Genomic DNA, 14937 nt, shown 5'->3' with positions numbered 1-14937 from the left:
GGGGCGCCCCCCCCCCCGCCCCCCCCCCCACGGGCGAAACCCAACACCCCCACCACAACCACCCCCCCCCGCAAGTATAGCACACCCCCCCCCCCCCCCCCCACCCCCCCCCCCCCCCCCCCCCCCCCCCCCCCCCAACCCCCCCCCCCCCCGCCCCCCCCCCCCCCCCCCCCCCCCCCCCCCCGCGGGCGGCCCGGGGCCCGGCCGTCAGCCGGCGTGGATGCCCTGGCCCGGCGCCAGGATCCCCGCCGGATCCCACCGCCGCTTGGCCCGCTCCACCCGCTCCCACAGACCGCCGTAGTGGCGCCGCCAGTCCGCCCCCGTCATCCCCGGCACCGCCCCGATCAGGTAGCGCTTGCCGCCCAGCGCCACCGCCCGGTCGTACAGCCGCCGGTTGCGCTCCAGCATCGCCGCCGTGTCCGCCCCCGGCGCCGGGAACGCCAGCAGGTCGAAGTGCCAGCCCACCGGCTCCTGCGGCAGCACCGCCAGCGGCGCCCCCACCCGCGCCCGCGCGTACGGGTAGAACAGCAGCAGCCCCGCCCCCAGGTCGGCCGCCGTCAGCAGCGCGGTCGCCTCGCGCATGAACACCCCCACCGTCGAGGCGGGCAGGAACAGGCTCAGCCACGGCTTCGGCAGCCCCCAGAACCCGGCCGCGCGCAGGTAGCCCGCGAACGCGTCCACCCGGAACGCGTACTCGCGCCAGCTCTGCTCCACCACCGTCGTCTCGCCCGGCACCCCGTGCAGCCCCGCCAGCAGCGCCTCCCGGTCCACCGCCCGCCCGGCGTCCCCGTAGGCCACCAGTTCCGCCGTGTAGCGCCACCGCTGCCCGTCCGCGCTGCGCACCACGTTGCCGACCTGGAGGTCGAAGCGGCCCTGGGCCAGCACCTTCTCCTGGTCCGCGCGGTAGAGGTCCGCGTCGTCGTAGGCCAGGGTGAACACGGTGGCGCGCTCGCGCGCCGGCACCAGGGCGAGCGTGGCCCGCACGATGATCCCCACCTGCCCGCCGCCGGCCAGCACCGCCTCGAACAGCTCCCGGTTGTGCTCGCGCGAGGCCGTCACCAGCTCGCCGGTGCCGGTCACCACGTCCAGCGACCGCACGGTGTCCGCCTGCAGCCCGTGGCGCTGCACCGCCCCGCCGATGCCGCCGACGCTGAGCGTCCCGCCCACCGACAGGTGCAGGTAGTCCGTCAGGCATGGCGGCATCCAGCCCGCCGCCAGCGCCGCGTCCGTCAGCTGCGCCCAGGTGGCGCCCGCCTCCACCACGGCGAGCCCGGGTTCGACGGAGAGGATCCGCGACAGCCCCCGGGCGTCGATCGCGATGCCGCCGCGGGGGTTGGCCTGGCCGTAGCTGGAGTGCGACTCCAGCCCGCCGTCGCCGACGACCGCCTGGTCGCCGCTCTGCCCGTTGACCGCCACCGGGATGCGGTGGCGCCGGGCGAAGGCCACCACCTTCTGCACGTCGCGCACCGAGGCCGGGCGCAGCACCGCGCGGGGCGAGGCGGTGACCAGGTGCCCGAAGTCGGAGGAGAACCGTTCCACCTCGGCGCCCCGCAGGGCCACCGTGCCGTCCAGGGCGGGCAGTTGATCCACGTTCTCGCCCGGCTCGGCGGCCCAGGCGCGGGCGGCGGTGTTCCAGCCGACGACGGCGGCGCCGGCGCCGGCGATCAGTGCGCGGCGGGACAGACCTGAACTGCTCATACGAGAACTTCTCCGATCAGTCGTCAAATAGGGATTGTTGTACCGCAACCACCCCGCGACCACCTACCTCCCCGCACGCCCCTCCTGCTGCTCCCGTTCCAGCCCCGCCAGCGCGGCCGCGACGTACTCCCGCATCCGCACCTGGTGGGCCGGGGCGCCGGCGGGGATGTGCGCGCAGGCGGCCCGCGCCTCCTCCAGCAGCGCCCGCCGCGCCTCGGGCAGGTGCGCCACCCGCGGCGAGTCGGCCGCCGTCCACAGCACGTGGGCGAGCTTGTAGGCGTACACGCGCGGGCTGGCCGGGAACAGCGCCCGGTACACCCACAGCCCCTCCGGGGCGTCCAGGACCCACTCGTTGTGGCTCAGCAGCCGCACCCGCGCCTTGAGCACCAGGTCCCTGTGCGCCACGTCCCTGCGTGCCACGTCCTTGTGCGTCACGTCCCTGTGCACTGTCATCCTCGCGTCCCCCTTCGTCCGTTCACCGCCCACCGCCCCCGGCGCCGTACGGCCCGTGCGCAGCACGGCGCGCGCCCCGGCCGCCCTGGGCAGGGGGCCGGCGCGTGGCCGAAGGAGTGGATGCGGACGAGTCTGCGGGCTGCGCCCGCCGCCCGGCAAGGCGTGATCCGGGTGCTCTGCGTCCTACCGCAACCCCCCGCTGAACTGGCACAATGGGGTTCGGTACACGCCGCGAGCCCCGGCCGCGAGGCCCCTGCCGTGCGGGGCTAGCCTGGTCGCATGTTCGTACTTGAGCTGACGTACACCGCCCCGCTGGAGCGCATCGACGCCGCCCTGCCGCAGCACGTGGAGTGGCTGCGCGGGCATTACGAGGCCGGTACGTTCCTCGCCTCGGGCCGCAAGGTGCCGCGCGAGGGCGGGGTGATCATCGCGCTGGGCGAGGACCGCGCCGCGGTCGAGGAGCTGACCCGCACCGACCCCTTCGCCCGCGAGGGCCTGGTCGCCTACACGGTGACCGAGTTCCTCGCCACCACCACCGCGCCCGCCCTGGACGCCTACCGCCAGCAACTGCCCGCCTGAACCCCGGCCCCTGAACCCCGGCCCCGCCGTGCCCCGCCCCGCCTCGCGGTTCGGGGCACGGTCGCGTTCTGGCTACGATCGGTGGCACGGGGCAAGGACGCGTACGGGAAGTTGGCGGGAGAAGACGGATGGCACACGCACGGGCCGGGCAGTTGGCGCAGCCGGATGACCTGGTGGATGTGGCGCGGCTGGTGACGGCGTACTACGCGCTGAACCCGGACCCTCAGGAGGTCGGCCAGCGGGTGGCGTTCGGCACCTCGGGCCACCGCGGGTCCTCGCTGGACGCCGCGTTCAACGAGGACCACATCGCCGCGACCACGCAGGCGATCTGCGAGTACCGGGCCCAACAGGGCATCGCCGGACCGCTGTTCCTGGGCGCCGACACGCACGCGCTCTCGGAGCCGGCGAAGGTGACGGCGGTGGAGGTGCTGGCCGCCAACGGCGTCCAGGTGCTGCTGGACGCGGCCGACGGCTACACCCCCACGCCCGCGGTCTCGCACGCGATCCTGGCCCACAACCGGCGCAGCCCCCGGGCGCTGGCGGACGGCATCGTCGTCACCCCCTCGCACAACCCGCCGCGCGACGGCGGCTTCAAGTACAACCCGCCCAGCGGCGGCCCGGCCGGCTCGCAGGCCACCGGCTGGATCCAGGACCGCGCCAACGAGCTGATCCGCGAGGGCCTGCGCGGCGTCAAGCGCGTCCCGTACGCGCGGGCGCTGGCGGCGGCGACCACCGGGCGCCACGACTACCTGGGCACCTACGTCGAGGACCTGCCCGCCGTGCTCGACCTGGACGCGGTGCGCGCGGCCGGGCTGCGCATCGGCGCGGACCCGCTGGGCGGGGCGTCGGTGGCGTACTGGGCGCGCATCGCCGAGACGCACCGCCTGGACCTGACGGTGGTCAACCCGGTCACCGACCCGACCTGGCGGTTCATGACGCTGGACTGGGACGGCAGGATCCGCATGGACTGCTCCTCGCCGTCCGCGATGGCCTCCCTGATCGGCCGCAAGGACGAGTACGCCATCGCCACCGGCAACGACGCGGACGCCGACCGGCACGGCATCGTCACCCCCGACGGCGGCCTGATGAACCCCAACCACTACCTGGCGGTGGCCGTCGACTACCTGTACCGCCACCGCGCGGACTGGCCCGTCGACGCCGCGGTCGGCAAGACGCTGGTGTCCTCCTCGATGCTGGACCGGGTCGCCGCCGACCTCAAGCGCGAACTGGTCGAGGTGCCGGTGGGCTTCAAGTGGTTCGTCGACGGGCTGGCGGAGGGCTCGATCGCCTTCGGCGGCGAGGAGTCGGCCGGCGCCTCGTTCCTGCGCCGCGACGGCGGGGTGTGGACCACCGACAAGGACGGCATCCTGCTGGCCCTGCTGGCCTCCGAGATCACCGCCGTCACCGGCGCCACCCCCAGCGCCTACTACCGCGAGCTGACCGAGCGCCACGGCGCCCCCGCCTACGCCCGCGTGGACGCCCCGGCCGACCGCGAGCAGAAGGCGCGCCTGGCCCGGCTCTCCCCGCAGCAGGTCACCGCGGGCGAGCTGGCCGGCGAGGCGGTGACCGCGGTGCTGGCCGAGGCGCCCGGCAACGGCGCGCCGATCGGCGGCATCAAGGTGTGCACCGACAACGCCTGGTTCGCGGCCCGTCCCTCGGGCACCGAGGACGTCTACAAGATCTACGCCGAGTCCTTCCTCGGCACCGGCCACCTGGCCCGGGTACAGGAGGAGGCCCGCGCCCTGGTCGGCGAGGTCCTCGGCGCCTGATCCCCGCGCCCGCGGGTGCCCCGGACCGGTTCCCCGGCCCGGGGCACCCGCGTTTTCCGGGCCCGTCCTTCCCGGAGGCGCTGTCCCGCGCGCCCCGTCGCCCCTTAACCCCGCCGCCCCGTGCGCCCCTTGGCCCCGCTGCTCCTTCGCTCCGCCGCCCCTTCGCCCCGTGCTCAGCCGAACGGGCCCTGCTCGGTGAAGCGCCGCAGCGACCGGGCGAACGCCTCGGCCTCCCCGGGCGGCCAGGAGGCGAGCGCCTCCTCGATGCCGCCGGCCAGGCGCCGGCGCATCACCGCCACGGTGCGCTCGCCGGCGCCGGTCAGGGTCAGCAGGGTGGCGCGCTGGTCGCGCGGGTCGGCCTCGCGGCGCAGCAGCCCGGCCTCCTCCAGACGGGTGGCCCGGCGGCTGACCCCGGAGCGGTCCAGGCCGATCTCGGCGGCCAGGTCGGCGGCGCTGCGCGCCCCGGTGCGGGCCAGGCCGGAGAGCACGGGGTAGGTGACCTCGTCCACCGCCTCGCCCAGGCCCTCGGTCAGGCGCCGGTAGAGCGCGGCGCGGGCGGGGCGGCGCAGCAGGACGGCCAGGGCCTGGGCGACGGCGTCCCCGAGGCCGGAGGCAGTTTCAGGAACGGGGCCGGGGTCGGGGTCGGGGATTTCGGGGGAGTGGTCCACCCCCCGATCATAGCGTGCGCGACGCACGCGTTCCTGGGGTACGCTCATCCCATGAAGCGTGCGCCACGCACGCATTGTCGGATTCCGAGAAGGGAACCCCCATGCCCGCCACCGCCCCCCGCACCACCATCGCCGCCGCCCTCGACGACCTGCTCTTCACCCCCGGCCTCGACCTGGAGACCGCCGTCGAGCGCCACTTCACCCCCGACTACCGCCAGCGCACCGACGGCCGCTGGGACGACCGCGCCGCCTTCACCGACCACATCCGCCACCTGCGCGCCGTGGTCGCCTCCGGCCGCGTCGAGGTCCACGAGGAACTCCACGACGGCGACCGCACCGCCACCCGGCACACCGTCGACGTCCTCAAGACCGACGGCACCCAGGTCTCCATGGAGGTCTACCTCTTCGGCCAGTACGGCCCCTGCGGGCGCCTGCGCCGCATCGAGGAGACCACCCTGCTGCTCGCCGGAGCCGAGGCCGACCGCAACCTCGGCTCCGCCCGCTGAGACCCCGCCCGCTGAACCCCGCCCGCCCGAGGATCAGGACCGCGACGGCGACGGCGCCGGTGCCGGTGCCGGCGCCGGCACCGTCGCCTCCTCCTCCGTCGGCGCACCCGCCCGCGCGTCCCGCGTGGTCGCCGCCGCCGTCACCGCCGCCACCAGCGCCAGCCCCGCCGCCGCGAACGGGAACCACCGCCCGCCCAGCACCGCGATCGCCGCACTGCCCGCCACACCCCCGGCCGCCGTCCCCAGGTACAGCGCACTGCTGTTCAGCGAGATCAGCAGCGGCGCGTTCCCCGGATCGATCGACGCCAGCCGGTGCGGCAGCGCCACCGACACCGCCCACCCCGCCAGCGGCACCACCGCCGCGTACACCAGCGCCCCCGGCATGCTGCGCCCCAGCCACGGCAGCGCGGCGAACGCGCCCGCCGCCACCGTCGAGCCGGTGAGCAGCACCCGCCGCACCCCGACCCGGTCCACCAGGCGCCCGCCCAGCCAGCTGCCCGCCACCGACATCACGCCCGCCGTCAGCAGCACCAGGCTCAGCCGGTCCGCGTCGCCCCCGGTCGCCCCCGAGACGGCGGTGGCCAGGTAGATGTAGACGCACTGGAAGGCCAGGAAGAACGCCAGCGTGGTGGCCGCCGCCCCCAGCACCCGCCGCTGCCCCAGCGGGGCCAGGCGCGCCCGCAGCCCCGGCGCCGCCACCGGCGCCGGCAGGTCGCGCAGCAGCAGCGCCAGCCCCGCCAGCGCCGCCACGCCCAGCGCGGTGACCAGCCACATCGTCATCCGCCAGTCGCCGCGCCCCACCCAGGTGCCCAGCGGTACGCCCAGCGCGGTGGCCACCGTCATCCCGCCCAGCACGGTGGCCAGCGCCCGTCCGCGCCGCTCGGGGGCGACCAGGGTGGTGGCCACCGCGTTGGCGGTCGGCGTGTACAGCGCGGCCCCGGCCGCCGCCAGGACCCGGGTGGCCAGCAGCAGGCCGTAGCCGGGGGCGAGCGCGCTGAGCGCGTTGGCCGCGCTGAACACCGCGAGCGCGGTCAGCAGCAGCCGCCGGCGCGGCCAGCGGGCGGTGAGCGCGGCCAGCACCGGGGCCAGCAGCGCGTAGCCGAGCGCGAAGACGGTGACCAGCTGGCCCGCGGCCGGCACGGACACCCCCAGGTCGGCGGCGATCGGGCCGAGGATGCCGGCGACGACCATCGAGTCGGTGCCCATGGCGAAGGTGCCGAGGGCGAGCAGGAGCAGGCGTACGGGCATGGAAAAGCCCCCCGATTGTTTGACGATAGGGCAACAGTTTGACGCTCGTCAAACACTAGGGATGGGTGGATGATTGTCAAACCAATGTCCAGCCGACGAGGACCACGCGCCATGACCGAAGACGAGCGGCTGCCCCAGCCCACCACCGCCGACATCGACCTCGTCACGGTCCTGCACGCCCTCGGCGACCCCGTCCGGATGACCCTGCTGCTCAGCTACGCCGACGGCGCCGAACACTCCTGCGCCCCCCGCGACCTGGGCCTGGACCACCTCCACAAGTCGACCGTCTCCCACCACATGCGCGTCCTGCGCGAGGCCGGCGTCACCACCACCCGCGTCGCCGGGCGCAACCGCTTCGTCAGCCTGCGCCGCACCGACCTCGACGCCCGCTTCCCCGGCCTGCTCGACGCCCTCCTCGCCGGTGCGCCTGCCGCCCTCGACGGCTGAACCTGCGTGAACCTGCCTGAGCCCGCCTGAACCGGCCAGGACCCACCGCTCGCGGGGTGCCGGGGCGGTGGGTCCTGGAGTGGGAAGTCGACCTGTCCGACTTCTCGTGGCGGCGCCGTGCCGGGGCGTCCGTCGACAGGAGGTCGGCAGGAGGTCGGAAGGGGATCGGCAGGAGGTCAGCAGGAGGTCAGTAGGGAATCAGTAGGGGATCGGGCGGTTCTCGCGGGCCCACAGCTGTTCGGCCTCGCTCTGGGACGGGGGCGGGGCGATCCCGTTGATCATCCACAGGTCCCGGGGCGTCTCGTCGATGTGGAACTCGCAGTACAGGCCGCGCCCGGTGGTGTGGGGCGCGAGGAGGGCGGCGAGGGCCTCCCGGGTGCGCTTGCGCAGGTCGGGGTCCTCGGTGTGCCGGGCGATGTGCTCGACCACGATCCGCACCGCGTCGTGCGCGGGCTGGTCGCCCACGTGGAAGGAGTCGGCGCCGATCTCGTGGAAGAGCGTCATCACGTAGAACTTCGGCAGCCCGAAGCGGGTGTAGAACCCGGTGATGTCGGCGGCGAGCTGCTGCTTCTGCCCGGGGGTGTAGGTGCCGGGAGGGTGGTAGACGTGCCACAGGGGCATGGGTGTTCTCCTCGGTGTCGGCCGGCGGTGGCCGGCGGGTTTCGACGGGTTTCGGCGGGGTGCGGTTCAGCGGCGGATGGGGATGGTGAGGCCCTCCACCGGGCCGGGGAGCGCGGACTTGAGCGCCCGGGTGAGGTCGTCGACGAGGACTTCGCGATCGCCGCGCTCGACGCCGTCCAGGACGATGCGGGCCACCTCGGCGGCCGGGATCTTGTCGACGGGCAGGGCCGCCACCATCTCGGTGTCCGCGAAGCCCAGGTGCACGCCGACGACCTGGGTGCCCTGGGCGGCGAGCTCCAGGCGCAGGGAGTTGGTCAGGGACCACAGGGCGGCCTTGGAGGCGCCGTAGGCGCCGGCGCCCGCGCCCCAGGACAGCGCGGAGTGGATGTCGACCAGCGCTCCGCCGCCACGGGCCGCCAGCACCGGCGCGAAGGCCCGGGCGATGCGCAGCGGGCCCAGGACGTTGGTGTCGAAGGTCGCCTGGACCTGCCGCAGGTCGCCGGTGAGCAGCGCTCCCGGGTACAGGACGCCGGCGTTGTTGAAGACGAGGTCGACGTCCTGGACGCGCTCGGCCAGGGCGGCCACCGAGGCGTCGTCGGTGACGTCCAGGGCGAGGACCTCCACCCGCCCGTCCTCGCTGGGCACGGGGGTGCGGGCGGTGGCGTAGACCTTCTTCGCGCCGCGCGCCAGCAGTTCCCCGACGAACGCCCGGCCGAGGCCGCGCAGGCCTCCGGTGACCAGGGCGGTGGAGCCGTCGATCACGGTCATGTGCGTGTTCCTCGCTCTCGGAAGGCGGCGCCCGCAGCCGGGGTACCGCAACGTTTAGATTATTACCATCATCTAAACTGGATGGGGAAGCCCGGATGGGAAAGTAGGACCACCACCACCGCAGGACGAGGAAAGGAACGCAGGCATGCCCCGCGTGTCACGGGCCGAGGCCGAACGCCACCGCCAGGAGGTGATCGACCACACCGCCAGACTGATCCGGGAGCAGGGCTCCGACCAGGTCAGCGTCCCCCAGGCGATGGCCGCCGCAGGCCTGACGCACGGCGGCTTCTACCGGCACTTCACCTCCAAGGACGACCTCGTCGCCCAAGCCCTCACAGCCGCCTTCACCGAACGCCGCGAAGCCATGGACCGCCTCGCCGACGACCCCACCCCCGACCCGGCCGCCGCCCAACACCCCACCCCCCGCGCCGAGTTCCTCGCCCGCTACCTCTCCGCCCCCCACCGCGACAACCCCGGCCAGGGCTGCGCCGCCGCAGCCCTGGCCGCCGACGCGGCCCGCGCCGAACCCGGCTCCCCGCTGCGCACCGCCTTCACCGCCGGACTGCGCGACCTGGCCGACGGCTTCCAGCACCTGCCCGACGCCGCCGACCGCGAGAGCGCCCTCGCCGACCTGTCCACCATGGTCGGAGCCCTCCTCCTGGCCCGCGCCAGCGAGGACCCCGCCCTGTCCGACGAACTCCTCACCGCGGCCCGCCACCGCCTGACCACCACCCCCGCCGCGGACGCGGACACGGGCGCGCCGTCCGCGTAGGGCCCGCAGGCTCAGCCCGTGATCGCGCGCACCCGGCCGGGGTCCGGGTGCGGCTCGTACGCGGTGCTGCACTCGCTGATCAGCGTGCCCGCCTTCGCGCCGCAGGGGGCACAGCTGGTTCATGCCGCTCGGGCCGGCGGGGCCGCAGCACCCCCGGGAATGCCTCCCGCCGGGATGCGGCTGGAGTGACGGTGCGTCATCGGGGTGCAGGACCACGGTGTTCCGGGGCCCCGCGGAACACCGGGAACCCGGCGCCGTCCGGATCGCCGACGCAGGGACCCCCGGCGAAGACCGGCAGGCATGCGTCGGAGGGCGCGAGCGGGGCGTCCCACGGCCCGGGTTCCAGGGCGAAGAAGCCGGGCAGTCTGGTCAGCGGTCCGGCGATCGGGGGCGGTCGCAGGCCGCCCACGCGAACACGGTCACCCGGCGTTCCCGACACCCGGCGCGCGCCCTGCCGACCGGACAGGACCTGGCCGCTGCGCCGGGGGAGTGCGGGGCCCGCGCCGATCTACCGGCCCGGCGGGCGGCCTCCGGCCGGGCCGGGCGGCTGGCCGGGGCAGAGGCGGGTGGCCAGTTCGAGCAGGTCCCGGAGGGCGTGCTGCTGGGGGGCGGTGAGGCCGGCCAGCGGCGAGTCCTGGGTGAGGAACGCGAGCAGGCGCGTGCGCAGCGCCGCGCCCTCGGCGGTGAGGACGAGGTGCTTGGCGCGGCGGTCGGTGGGGTGCGGTCGGCGCTCGACCAGGCCCTGCTTCTCCAGCCGGTCGACGACGAAGGTGGTGTTGGAGGGCTCGCAGTTCATGCGCTGGGCGAGTTCGCGCATGGTCAGCGGCCCGGTCATCTCCCGCAGCGCGGTCGCCTGGGGCGCGGTCAGGCCCAGGGTGACGGCGCGTTCGCGGACGTGGTCGGCGATCTGCTGGGCCAGCCCGTTCACCAGGCCGCACAGCTCCCATTCGGGGGTGGCCTGCGGTCGGGGGGGCGTCGTCATGGCTCCATCCTAGCGAGTCCATCAAGCCATCATATTTATCACTTGAACCTTTATGCCTTGAATCTTTCTAGCTTGATGCTTATGGTGGCAAGGCCCGCCGCCGTCGCCACCGGCCCGGCGGCGGACCGACACCGAAGAGGGGAAGGGACCATGGCGAACTTCGAAGCCGACGCGGCCCACCGGGACGAGCGGCTGCGACGGCCCTCCGGCATCCGCTCCGTACAGCTCGGCGACACGAAGGTGACCTTCGTGCCGGACGGCGTCGTCCTGCTGCCGCCGCGCGGCTGGCTGCCCGAGACCACCGACCGGACGTGGGCGGAGCGCCCGCAGTACCTCGACGCCTCCGGCCAGTTCGTCGCGACCGTCGGCGCGCTGCTCGTCGAGCACGCCGGGCGCGCCCTGCTGATCGACGCGGGCTTCGGGCCCCGCTCGCTGCCGGCGGACCCGAGCGTCCCGCACGGCCCCGGCCACGGCGGCGCGCTCCTCGACAACCTCGCCGAACTCGGCCGCCGGCCGGACGACATCGAGGCGGTGGCCTTCACCCACCTGCACTCCGACCACACCGGCTGGGCCTGGCACCCCGCCCCCGGCGGCGACCGGCCGGCCTTCGCCCACGCCGACTACCTGGTGTCCGAGGCGGAATGGGCCGGCCACCTCGCCCGGCCGGACGGGCCCGGCGCGGTCGAGGGGGCCGCCGTCCTGGCCCCGCGCGTGCGCACGGTCGCGCACGGGCAGGAGGTCTTCCCCGGCGTCCGGGTGCACGTCGGCGCCGGCCACACCCCCGGACACGCCGAGTACACCGTCACCGCGGGCGGGCAACGGCTGATCGCCTTCGGCGACGCCATGCACTCGCCCGTCCAGGTCGACCACCCCGAGTGGTCCGTGTCCGTCGACCACGACCCGGCCCGCGCGGTCGAATCCCGCCGCCGCCTCGTCGCCGAACTCGCCGAACCCGACACGATCGGCTTCGGCGTCCACTTCGCCGACGTCGTCTTCGGCCGCGTCCGCCACGACGGCCCCGGCCCCGCCTGGCACCCGCTGGACGCCTGACCGGCCCCCGGGCCCCGCCCGGGGCCCCTTCGGGGGTGTCCACCGCGCCCGCCCGGCCGCCGGCCTTCGGCGCGGATCCCGCACGGCTCCGGCATCGCCGCGGACGTCAGGCGACGCCGGAGCCCCCGCCGTCACCACCCGCATGCCGCTCGACCGCGCTCGGAAACCCGCCGGAAGCCGGCCGCGGGGCCACGATGTCCGGGGAAGCCTTCGGCACCCACCCACGACGGCGCTTGCCGTGGCGCCGCGGCCCGTGATCGGATGGCGCGAGCATCGCGTGCCGGTGACGGACAGCGTCAGGCATGGAGGTGCGGAACCGAAGGGACCGCCTCCCGTGGCCTCCCAGGACGGCGACCGCGCGGTCGCCCTGAGCCTTCAACTCTCCCAAGCGCACCAGGAACTGCGCCGCCGGATCGGCCGGATCAGAGCCGGAATCGGACAGCGCCGCCCGGGCGACGACACACTGCGCACCCACTGCCTGGCCTTCTGCGCCGCGCTGACGGCACACCACCAGGGCGAGGACGAGGGCATGTTCGCCCACCTGCTGCGCGAACGCCCGCAGCTCGCCGGGACGGTCGCCAAGCTCGTCGAGGACCACGAGATGATCGCCGCCATCCTCACCAGGGTGCGCGAACTCGCCGACCACGCCGCCGAATCGCCCGGCGACGGGCTGGAAGCGGTCGGGCGCGAACTCGACGGACTCACCGCGATCATGGAATCCCACTTCGCCTACGAGGAACGCACGATCAGCGAGGCCCTCGACAGCGCGGTACCCGACGGCGGCTGGCCCGACCAGGTGTTCCGGTTCGGCTGACGAGCGAGCCCCTGCCTGCGGGGGAACGGAATTATGTTGTGACGTGAGGGCCTGCGCTGTAGACATGCCGCGATGACGATTTTTCATTGCGCCGCCTGCGGCGAGGCCCTCACGGCCGACCTTGAGCCCCTCCCGGCGGTTCCTGCCCGGCACCTGTTCGAGGGCGAGCTCGTCAACGGCCGGCGACAGGCCCCGCCCACCATGCCCCGTGGCCACTACGCCGTCGATCCGCAGCCGCACGGGCCGCCGTTCGTCCCGGCCGAGGACCAGGACGACTGGCCTCCCGCCTACCCCGGCGGCCCGTGCATCAGCGACTTCGACGGAACGGTCGTCGTCTCGGCCGGACCCCGGAACACCTTCGTCCTGCACCCCGAGGACGGGACCGGCCTCACCTGGCACACAACAACGACCGGGCCACCCAGCTGCTGCGGAGCCCCCGGCGACGGCCCACCCAACCGTGCCTGCCACTGCGGCGCCGTGGTCGGAAGCGAGATGTCGGACTGCTACACACCCTACGAACTCCACCTGCTGCCCGACGCCGTCCGCCCCGCTGCCCACACCCCCGACCACTGACGCACGCGTCCACACGGACCCCACGGGCGACTGGACGGCCGAGACGAGGCTGTCACCAGTACCCAACAGTTCCTTTGTTCCACCCAGGAATTGCCGCTACCGGGCGTCGAACTCACCCGCGCTGACGGCGGTGACGAAGGCCCGCCAGGCGGGGGAGGGGAAGAGGAGGACGGGCCCGCCGGGGTCCTTGGAGTCCCGGACGGGCTGCACACCGGTGAAGCCGTCGGCGACCTCGACGCATTCGCCTCCGCCGCCGCTGTAGCTGCTCTTGCGCCAAGTGGTGTCCATCGCGGTTGCCTCCTGCGGCCGGAGTGGAAAGTCGATGGGGATGACTTCCCACTCCGGCGCCGGGTTAGACGCAGGTGTCAGCGCGGGCCGGAACGGATGTCGCTGCCCCGGGACCAGAGTTCTTCGACGTGTTCGGCGAAGCGGTCGAACATGCCGTTCTCCTCGCTGCGCCGCAGGTGCATCAGGGGTGAGTCGTGGCCGACGGTGCGGGCGAGGTGGGGCGTGACGAGGGCGTGCTCGTCGAAGCGGAAGACGGAGAGGCCGACGTGGTTCGGGCCGTCGTCCGGAGCGCTGAACCGGGCCTCGATGCCCTCGGTGCCGGAGAGCTTGGCCAGGTTCTCCAGGGTGACCCTGATCCTGGTGGACACCGTGAGCGCCACGTCCTCGATCTGCTCCCGCTGACGCGTCGTGTCGGAGACCGGATCCCCGAGGAGAAACCGGACCCGGCAGCCGCTCTCGGCCTTGCGCCGCAGAGTCTGCAACAGGGCGGGCTGCTCCAGCCACACGAAGTAGCTGGTGTAGCCGGCGAGGAAGATGTCGGACCGGGCCTCGGCGATCAGCTGCGCCCAGACCGACTGCGGGCAGGCCGAGCGGTACGGGTAGACGGCGAACACCTCCCGGTCGTGCCCGGTCTTGACGTTCGCCCGGACGGTGTTGGGCCAGATCATCCGTTCATCACCCCCTGAGGTCACGGCGGCGGGTTGAACCGGGTGGAGGGGTTGAGAAGGCCCCGCCGCCCTGGATCGGGGCGTCGGGGCCGGAGTTGCTGCTACCGGGCGTCGAACTCGCCGGCGTGGATGGCGGTGACGAAGGCCTGCCAGGCGGGGGAGGGGAAGAGGAGGACGGGCCCGTCGGGGTCTTTGGAGTCGCGGACGGGCATGAGTCCGGTGAAGCCGTCGGCGACCTCGACGCACTGACCGCCACTGCCGCTATAGGAGCTCTTGCGCCAGGAAGCGCGAGTCAGTTTGACGTCCATTCAAGGTCCCTCCGTACCGAGCGGATCATAGCTACTGAGTCGGCCTGATTCTTGGCCTCGGCCAGCAGTTGATCGTAGTCCCTGAGCAAGGCTGCGATCGACTCGGTATCGCGGTCGAGGTAGCCGCGCTGCTCGGTCTCGCTGTAGGCGATCATTTTGCGTGTCGGCAGCATCAGCATGGTTACTACGCGAGTGAACGGCCTGCTCCCGCCGAGAGAGTAGGGAGCCACCTGGATGAAGATCCTGGGTTGACTGGCCAGTCTTTCAAGGTGGAGTAGTTGCTCGATCATGACGTCTCGGCCGCCGATGGTCCTCCTGAGACAGCTTTCGTCCAGCACCGCGTGCAGAATCGGCGGAGGCGTTCGGTGCAGGGTTTGCTGCCGGGTGAGGAGGTAGTTGATGCGTTCTTCGGCTTGCTCCGGAGTGGCTGTGCCTCGCCTGATATTCCCCTGCTCCCAAGCAGTGGCGTATGCCTTGGTCTGCAGAAGGCCATGGATGACGTTGATCTCGAAGAGCTTGATCTGCTCCGCGGTCGACTCGTAGTTGGCGTACTCGGGGAAGCCCGGGACCAGGGCAGTGTGCTTGAGCTGCCAGTACATCAGCAGCAGGGTCCCGCCGGTCTGCAGGACCTCGTCGGCCTTGGTAGCAAACTTCTCACTCGGCGGTCGCTGCGCAAGTTCGACGAACGAGACGTAGGACGGGTGGACTCCGATCTTGCGCGCGAG

General features: G+C 73.7%; 19 protein-coding genes. 8 read left to right on the top strand and 11 right to left on the bottom strand.

All coding sequences use genetic code 11. The annotated features are described in order from the left end of the window. Nucleotides 1–207: 207 nt before the first annotated feature. Together ACIP37_RS37245 and ACIP37_RS37240 are read right to left on the bottom strand one after the other, a co-directional pair. Entirely contained in the window at nucleotides 208–1698 is a 1491-nt protein-coding gene (locus tag ACIP37_RS37245; RefSeq protein WP_400845366.1) for an FAD-binding protein, read from the bottom strand. Nucleotides 1699–1761: 63 nt separating this feature from the next. After that, a complete protein-coding gene (locus tag ACIP37_RS37240) occupies nucleotides 1762–2151 on the bottom strand; it encodes a hypothetical protein (RefSeq protein WP_400845363.1) in 390 nt (129 codons plus the stop codon). 279 nt (nucleotides 2152–2430) lie between these two features. Here ACIP37_RS37240 and ACIP37_RS37235 point away from each other — a divergent pair, with 279 nt between their 5' ends. Beyond that, nucleotides 2431–2730: a YciI family protein gene (locus ACIP37_RS37235; protein ID WP_063352966.1), complete on the top strand. Its 300-nt coding sequence runs from the start codon at nucleotides 2431–2433 to the stop codon at nucleotides 2728–2730. Nucleotides 2731–2858: 128 nt separating this feature from the next. After that, the gene (pgm, locus tag ACIP37_RS37230; protein WP_363623901.1) at nucleotides 2859–4499 is read left to right on the top strand and encodes a phosphoglucomutase (alpha-D-glucose-1,6-bisphosphate-dependent); all 1641 of its coding nucleotides are present in this window, start codon (nucleotides 2859–2861) and stop codon (nucleotides 4497–4499) included. A 173-nt stretch (nucleotides 4500–4672) separates the two neighbouring features. Here the strand turns inward: pgm and ACIP37_RS37225 are convergent, their stop codons facing one another. Next, complete coding sequence (locus ACIP37_RS37225; RefSeq protein WP_363624086.1) at nucleotides 4673–5080, bottom strand: MarR family transcriptional regulator; 408 nt, start codon at nucleotides 5078–5080, stop codon at nucleotides 4673–4675. Nucleotides 5081–5268: 188 nt separating this feature from the next. On the opposite strand from ACIP37_RS37225, the gene ACIP37_RS37220 reads away from it, so the two are divergent. Next, nucleotides 5269–5673, top strand: coding sequence for a nuclear transport factor 2 family protein (locus ACIP37_RS37220; RefSeq protein ID WP_363589174.1), 405 nt, complete (start codon nucleotides 5269–5271; stop codon nucleotides 5671–5673). A 33-nt stretch (nucleotides 5674–5706) separates the two neighbouring features. Here ACIP37_RS37220 and ACIP37_RS37215 read toward each other — a convergent pair whose 3' ends face one another. Further along, nucleotides 5707–6921, bottom strand: coding sequence for an MFS transporter (locus tag ACIP37_RS37215; protein WP_400845358.1), 1215 nt, complete (start codon nucleotides 6919–6921; stop codon nucleotides 5707–5709). 111 nt (nucleotides 6922–7032) lie between these two features. Between ACIP37_RS37215 and ACIP37_RS37210 the strand changes: the two genes are divergently transcribed. Continuing rightward, the gene (locus ACIP37_RS37210) at nucleotides 7033–7368 is read left to right on the top strand and encodes an ArsR/SmtB family transcription factor (protein WP_400476488.1); all 336 of its coding nucleotides are present in this window, start codon (nucleotides 7033–7035) and stop codon (nucleotides 7366–7368) included. Nucleotides 7369–7566: 198 nt separating this feature from the next. Here ACIP37_RS37210 and ACIP37_RS37205 read toward each other — a convergent pair whose 3' ends face one another. Both ACIP37_RS37205 and ACIP37_RS37200 read right to left on the bottom strand, forming a co-directional pair. Then, nucleotides 7567–7989 carry a tautomerase family protein gene (locus ACIP37_RS37205; RefSeq protein ID WP_363589180.1) on the bottom strand — a complete coding sequence of 141 codons (423 nt, stop codon included), beginning with the start codon at nucleotides 7987–7989 and terminating at the stop codon, nucleotides 7567–7569. 66 nt (nucleotides 7990–8055) lie between these two features. Beyond that, the gene (locus ACIP37_RS37200; RefSeq protein ID WP_363589182.1) at nucleotides 8056–8757 is read right to left on the bottom strand and encodes an SDR family oxidoreductase; all 702 of its coding nucleotides are present in this window, start codon (nucleotides 8755–8757) and stop codon (nucleotides 8056–8058) included. A 145-nt stretch (nucleotides 8758–8902) separates the two neighbouring features. Here ACIP37_RS37200 and ACIP37_RS37195 point away from each other — a divergent pair, with 145 nt between their 5' ends. Beyond that, complete coding sequence (locus tag ACIP37_RS37195) at nucleotides 8903–9529, top strand: TetR/AcrR family transcriptional regulator (protein ID WP_400845353.1); 627 nt, start codon at nucleotides 8903–8905, stop codon at nucleotides 9527–9529. 508 nt (nucleotides 9530–10037) lie between these two features. On the opposite strand, the gene ACIP37_RS37190 is transcribed toward ACIP37_RS37195, so the two are convergent. Continuing rightward, nucleotides 10038–10511, bottom strand: a complete 474-nt coding sequence (locus ACIP37_RS37190; RefSeq protein ID WP_363623915.1) for a MarR family transcriptional regulator — start codon at nucleotides 10509–10511, stop codon at nucleotides 10038–10040. Between the two features lie 150 nt (nucleotides 10512–10661). Here ACIP37_RS37190 and ACIP37_RS37185 point away from each other — a divergent pair, with 150 nt between their 5' ends. From ACIP37_RS37185 to ACIP37_RS37175, 3 genes are all read left to right on the top strand, one after another. Continuing rightward, nucleotides 10662–11561 (top strand): MBL fold metallo-hydrolase, encoded by a 900-nt coding sequence (locus ACIP37_RS37185; RefSeq protein WP_363623917.1) that lies wholly within the window; start codon nucleotides 10662–10664, stop codon nucleotides 11559–11561. 334 nt (nucleotides 11562–11895) lie between these two features. Continuing rightward, nucleotides 11896–12375: a hemerythrin domain-containing protein gene (locus tag ACIP37_RS37180; protein ID WP_400810453.1), complete on the top strand. Its 480-nt coding sequence runs from the start codon at nucleotides 11896–11898 to the stop codon at nucleotides 12373–12375. Between the two features lie 72 nt (nucleotides 12376–12447). Next, nucleotides 12448–12948, top strand: a complete 501-nt coding sequence (locus tag ACIP37_RS37175; RefSeq protein WP_363589191.1) for a hypothetical protein — start codon at nucleotides 12448–12450, stop codon at nucleotides 12946–12948. A gap of 96 nt (nucleotides 12949–13044) precedes the next feature. Here the strand turns inward: ACIP37_RS37175 and ACIP37_RS37170 are convergent, their stop codons facing one another. The 4 genes from ACIP37_RS37170 to ACIP37_RS37155 form a co-directional block, all read right to left on the bottom strand. Next, nucleotides 13045–13236, bottom strand: coding sequence for a DUF397 domain-containing protein (locus tag ACIP37_RS37170; RefSeq protein WP_400810451.1), 192 nt, complete (start codon nucleotides 13234–13236; stop codon nucleotides 13045–13047). Between the two features lie 77 nt (nucleotides 13237–13313). Beyond that, nucleotides 13314–13904, bottom strand: a complete 591-nt coding sequence (locus ACIP37_RS37165; protein WP_363623924.1) for a DUF5919 domain-containing protein — start codon at nucleotides 13902–13904, stop codon at nucleotides 13314–13316. A 101-nt stretch (nucleotides 13905–14005) separates the two neighbouring features. Next, nucleotides 14006–14212 carry a DUF397 domain-containing protein gene (locus tag ACIP37_RS37160; RefSeq protein WP_363589197.1) on the bottom strand — a complete coding sequence of 69 codons (207 nt, stop codon included), beginning with the start codon at nucleotides 14210–14212 and terminating at the stop codon, nucleotides 14006–14008. After that, nucleotides 14197–14937: helix-turn-helix transcriptional regulator (locus ACIP37_RS37155; RefSeq protein ID WP_400845350.1), on the bottom strand; the 741-nt coding region annotated here is incomplete at its 5' end. The genes ACIP37_RS37155 and ACIP37_RS37160, both read right to left, overlap by 16 nt.

The sequence above is a fragment of the Kitasatospora sp. NPDC088861 genome, from assembly GCF_044750105.1.
GTDB lineage: Bacteria > Actinomycetota > Actinomycetes > Streptomycetales > Streptomycetaceae > Kitasatospora.
The sequence above is the reverse complement of the archived record's forward strand: the minus strand, read 5'-3'. Positions and strand labels throughout refer to the sequence as shown.

Bases quoted from the DNA above. Each gene is read 5' to 3' on its own strand.
- ACIP37_RS37245 (WP_400845366.1), bottom strand. From the start codon at position 1,698: ATGAGCAGTTCAGGTCTGTCCCGCCGCGCACTGATCGCCGGCGCCGGC.
- ACIP37_RS37240 (WP_400845363.1), bottom strand. From the start codon at position 2,151: ATGACAGTGCACAGGGACGTGACGCACAAGGACGTGGCACGCAGGGAC.
- ACIP37_RS37235 (WP_063352966.1), top strand. From the start codon at position 2,431: ATGTTCGTACTTGAGCTGACGTACACCGCCCCGCTGGAGCGCATCGAC.
- pgm (WP_363623901.1), top strand. From the start codon at position 2,859: ATGGCACACGCACGGGCCGGGCAGTTGGCGCAGCCGGATGACCTGGTG.
- ACIP37_RS37220 (WP_363589174.1), top strand. From the start codon at position 5,269: ATGCCCGCCACCGCCCCCCGCACCACCATCGCCGCCGCCCTCGACGAC.
- ACIP37_RS37215 (WP_400845358.1), bottom strand. From the start codon at position 6,921: ATGCCCGTACGCCTGCTCCTGCTCGCCCTCGGCACCTTCGCCATGGGC.
- ACIP37_RS37210 (WP_400476488.1), top strand. From the start codon at position 7,033: ATGACCGAAGACGAGCGGCTGCCCCAGCCCACCACCGCCGACATCGAC.
- ACIP37_RS37205 (WP_363589180.1), bottom strand. From the start codon at position 7,989: ATGCCCCTGTGGCACGTCTACCACCCTCCCGGCACCTACACCCCCGGG.
- ACIP37_RS37200 (WP_363589182.1), bottom strand. From the start codon at position 8,757: ATGACCGTGATCGACGGCTCCACCGCCCTGGTCACCGGAGGCCTGCGC.
- ACIP37_RS37195 (WP_400845353.1), top strand. From the start codon at position 8,903: ATGCCCCGCGTGTCACGGGCCGAGGCCGAACGCCACCGCCAGGAGGTG.
- ACIP37_RS37190 (WP_363623915.1), bottom strand. From the start codon at position 10,511: ATGACGACGCCCCCCCGACCGCAGGCCACCCCCGAATGGGAGCTGTGC.
- ACIP37_RS37185 (WP_363623917.1), top strand. From the start codon at position 10,662: ATGGCGAACTTCGAAGCCGACGCGGCCCACCGGGACGAGCGGCTGCGA.
- ACIP37_RS37175 (WP_363589191.1), top strand. From the start codon at position 12,448: ATGACGATTTTTCATTGCGCCGCCTGCGGCGAGGCCCTCACGGCCGAC.
- ACIP37_RS37170 (WP_400810451.1), bottom strand. From the start codon at position 13,236: ATGGACACCACTTGGCGCAAGAGCAGCTACAGCGGCGGCGGAGGCGAA.
- ACIP37_RS37165 (WP_363623924.1), bottom strand. From the start codon at position 13,904: ATGATCTGGCCCAACACCGTCCGGGCGAACGTCAAGACCGGGCACGAC.
- ACIP37_RS37160 (WP_363589197.1), bottom strand. From the start codon at position 14,212: ATGGACGTCAAACTGACTCGCGCTTCCTGGCGCAAGAGCTCCTATAGC.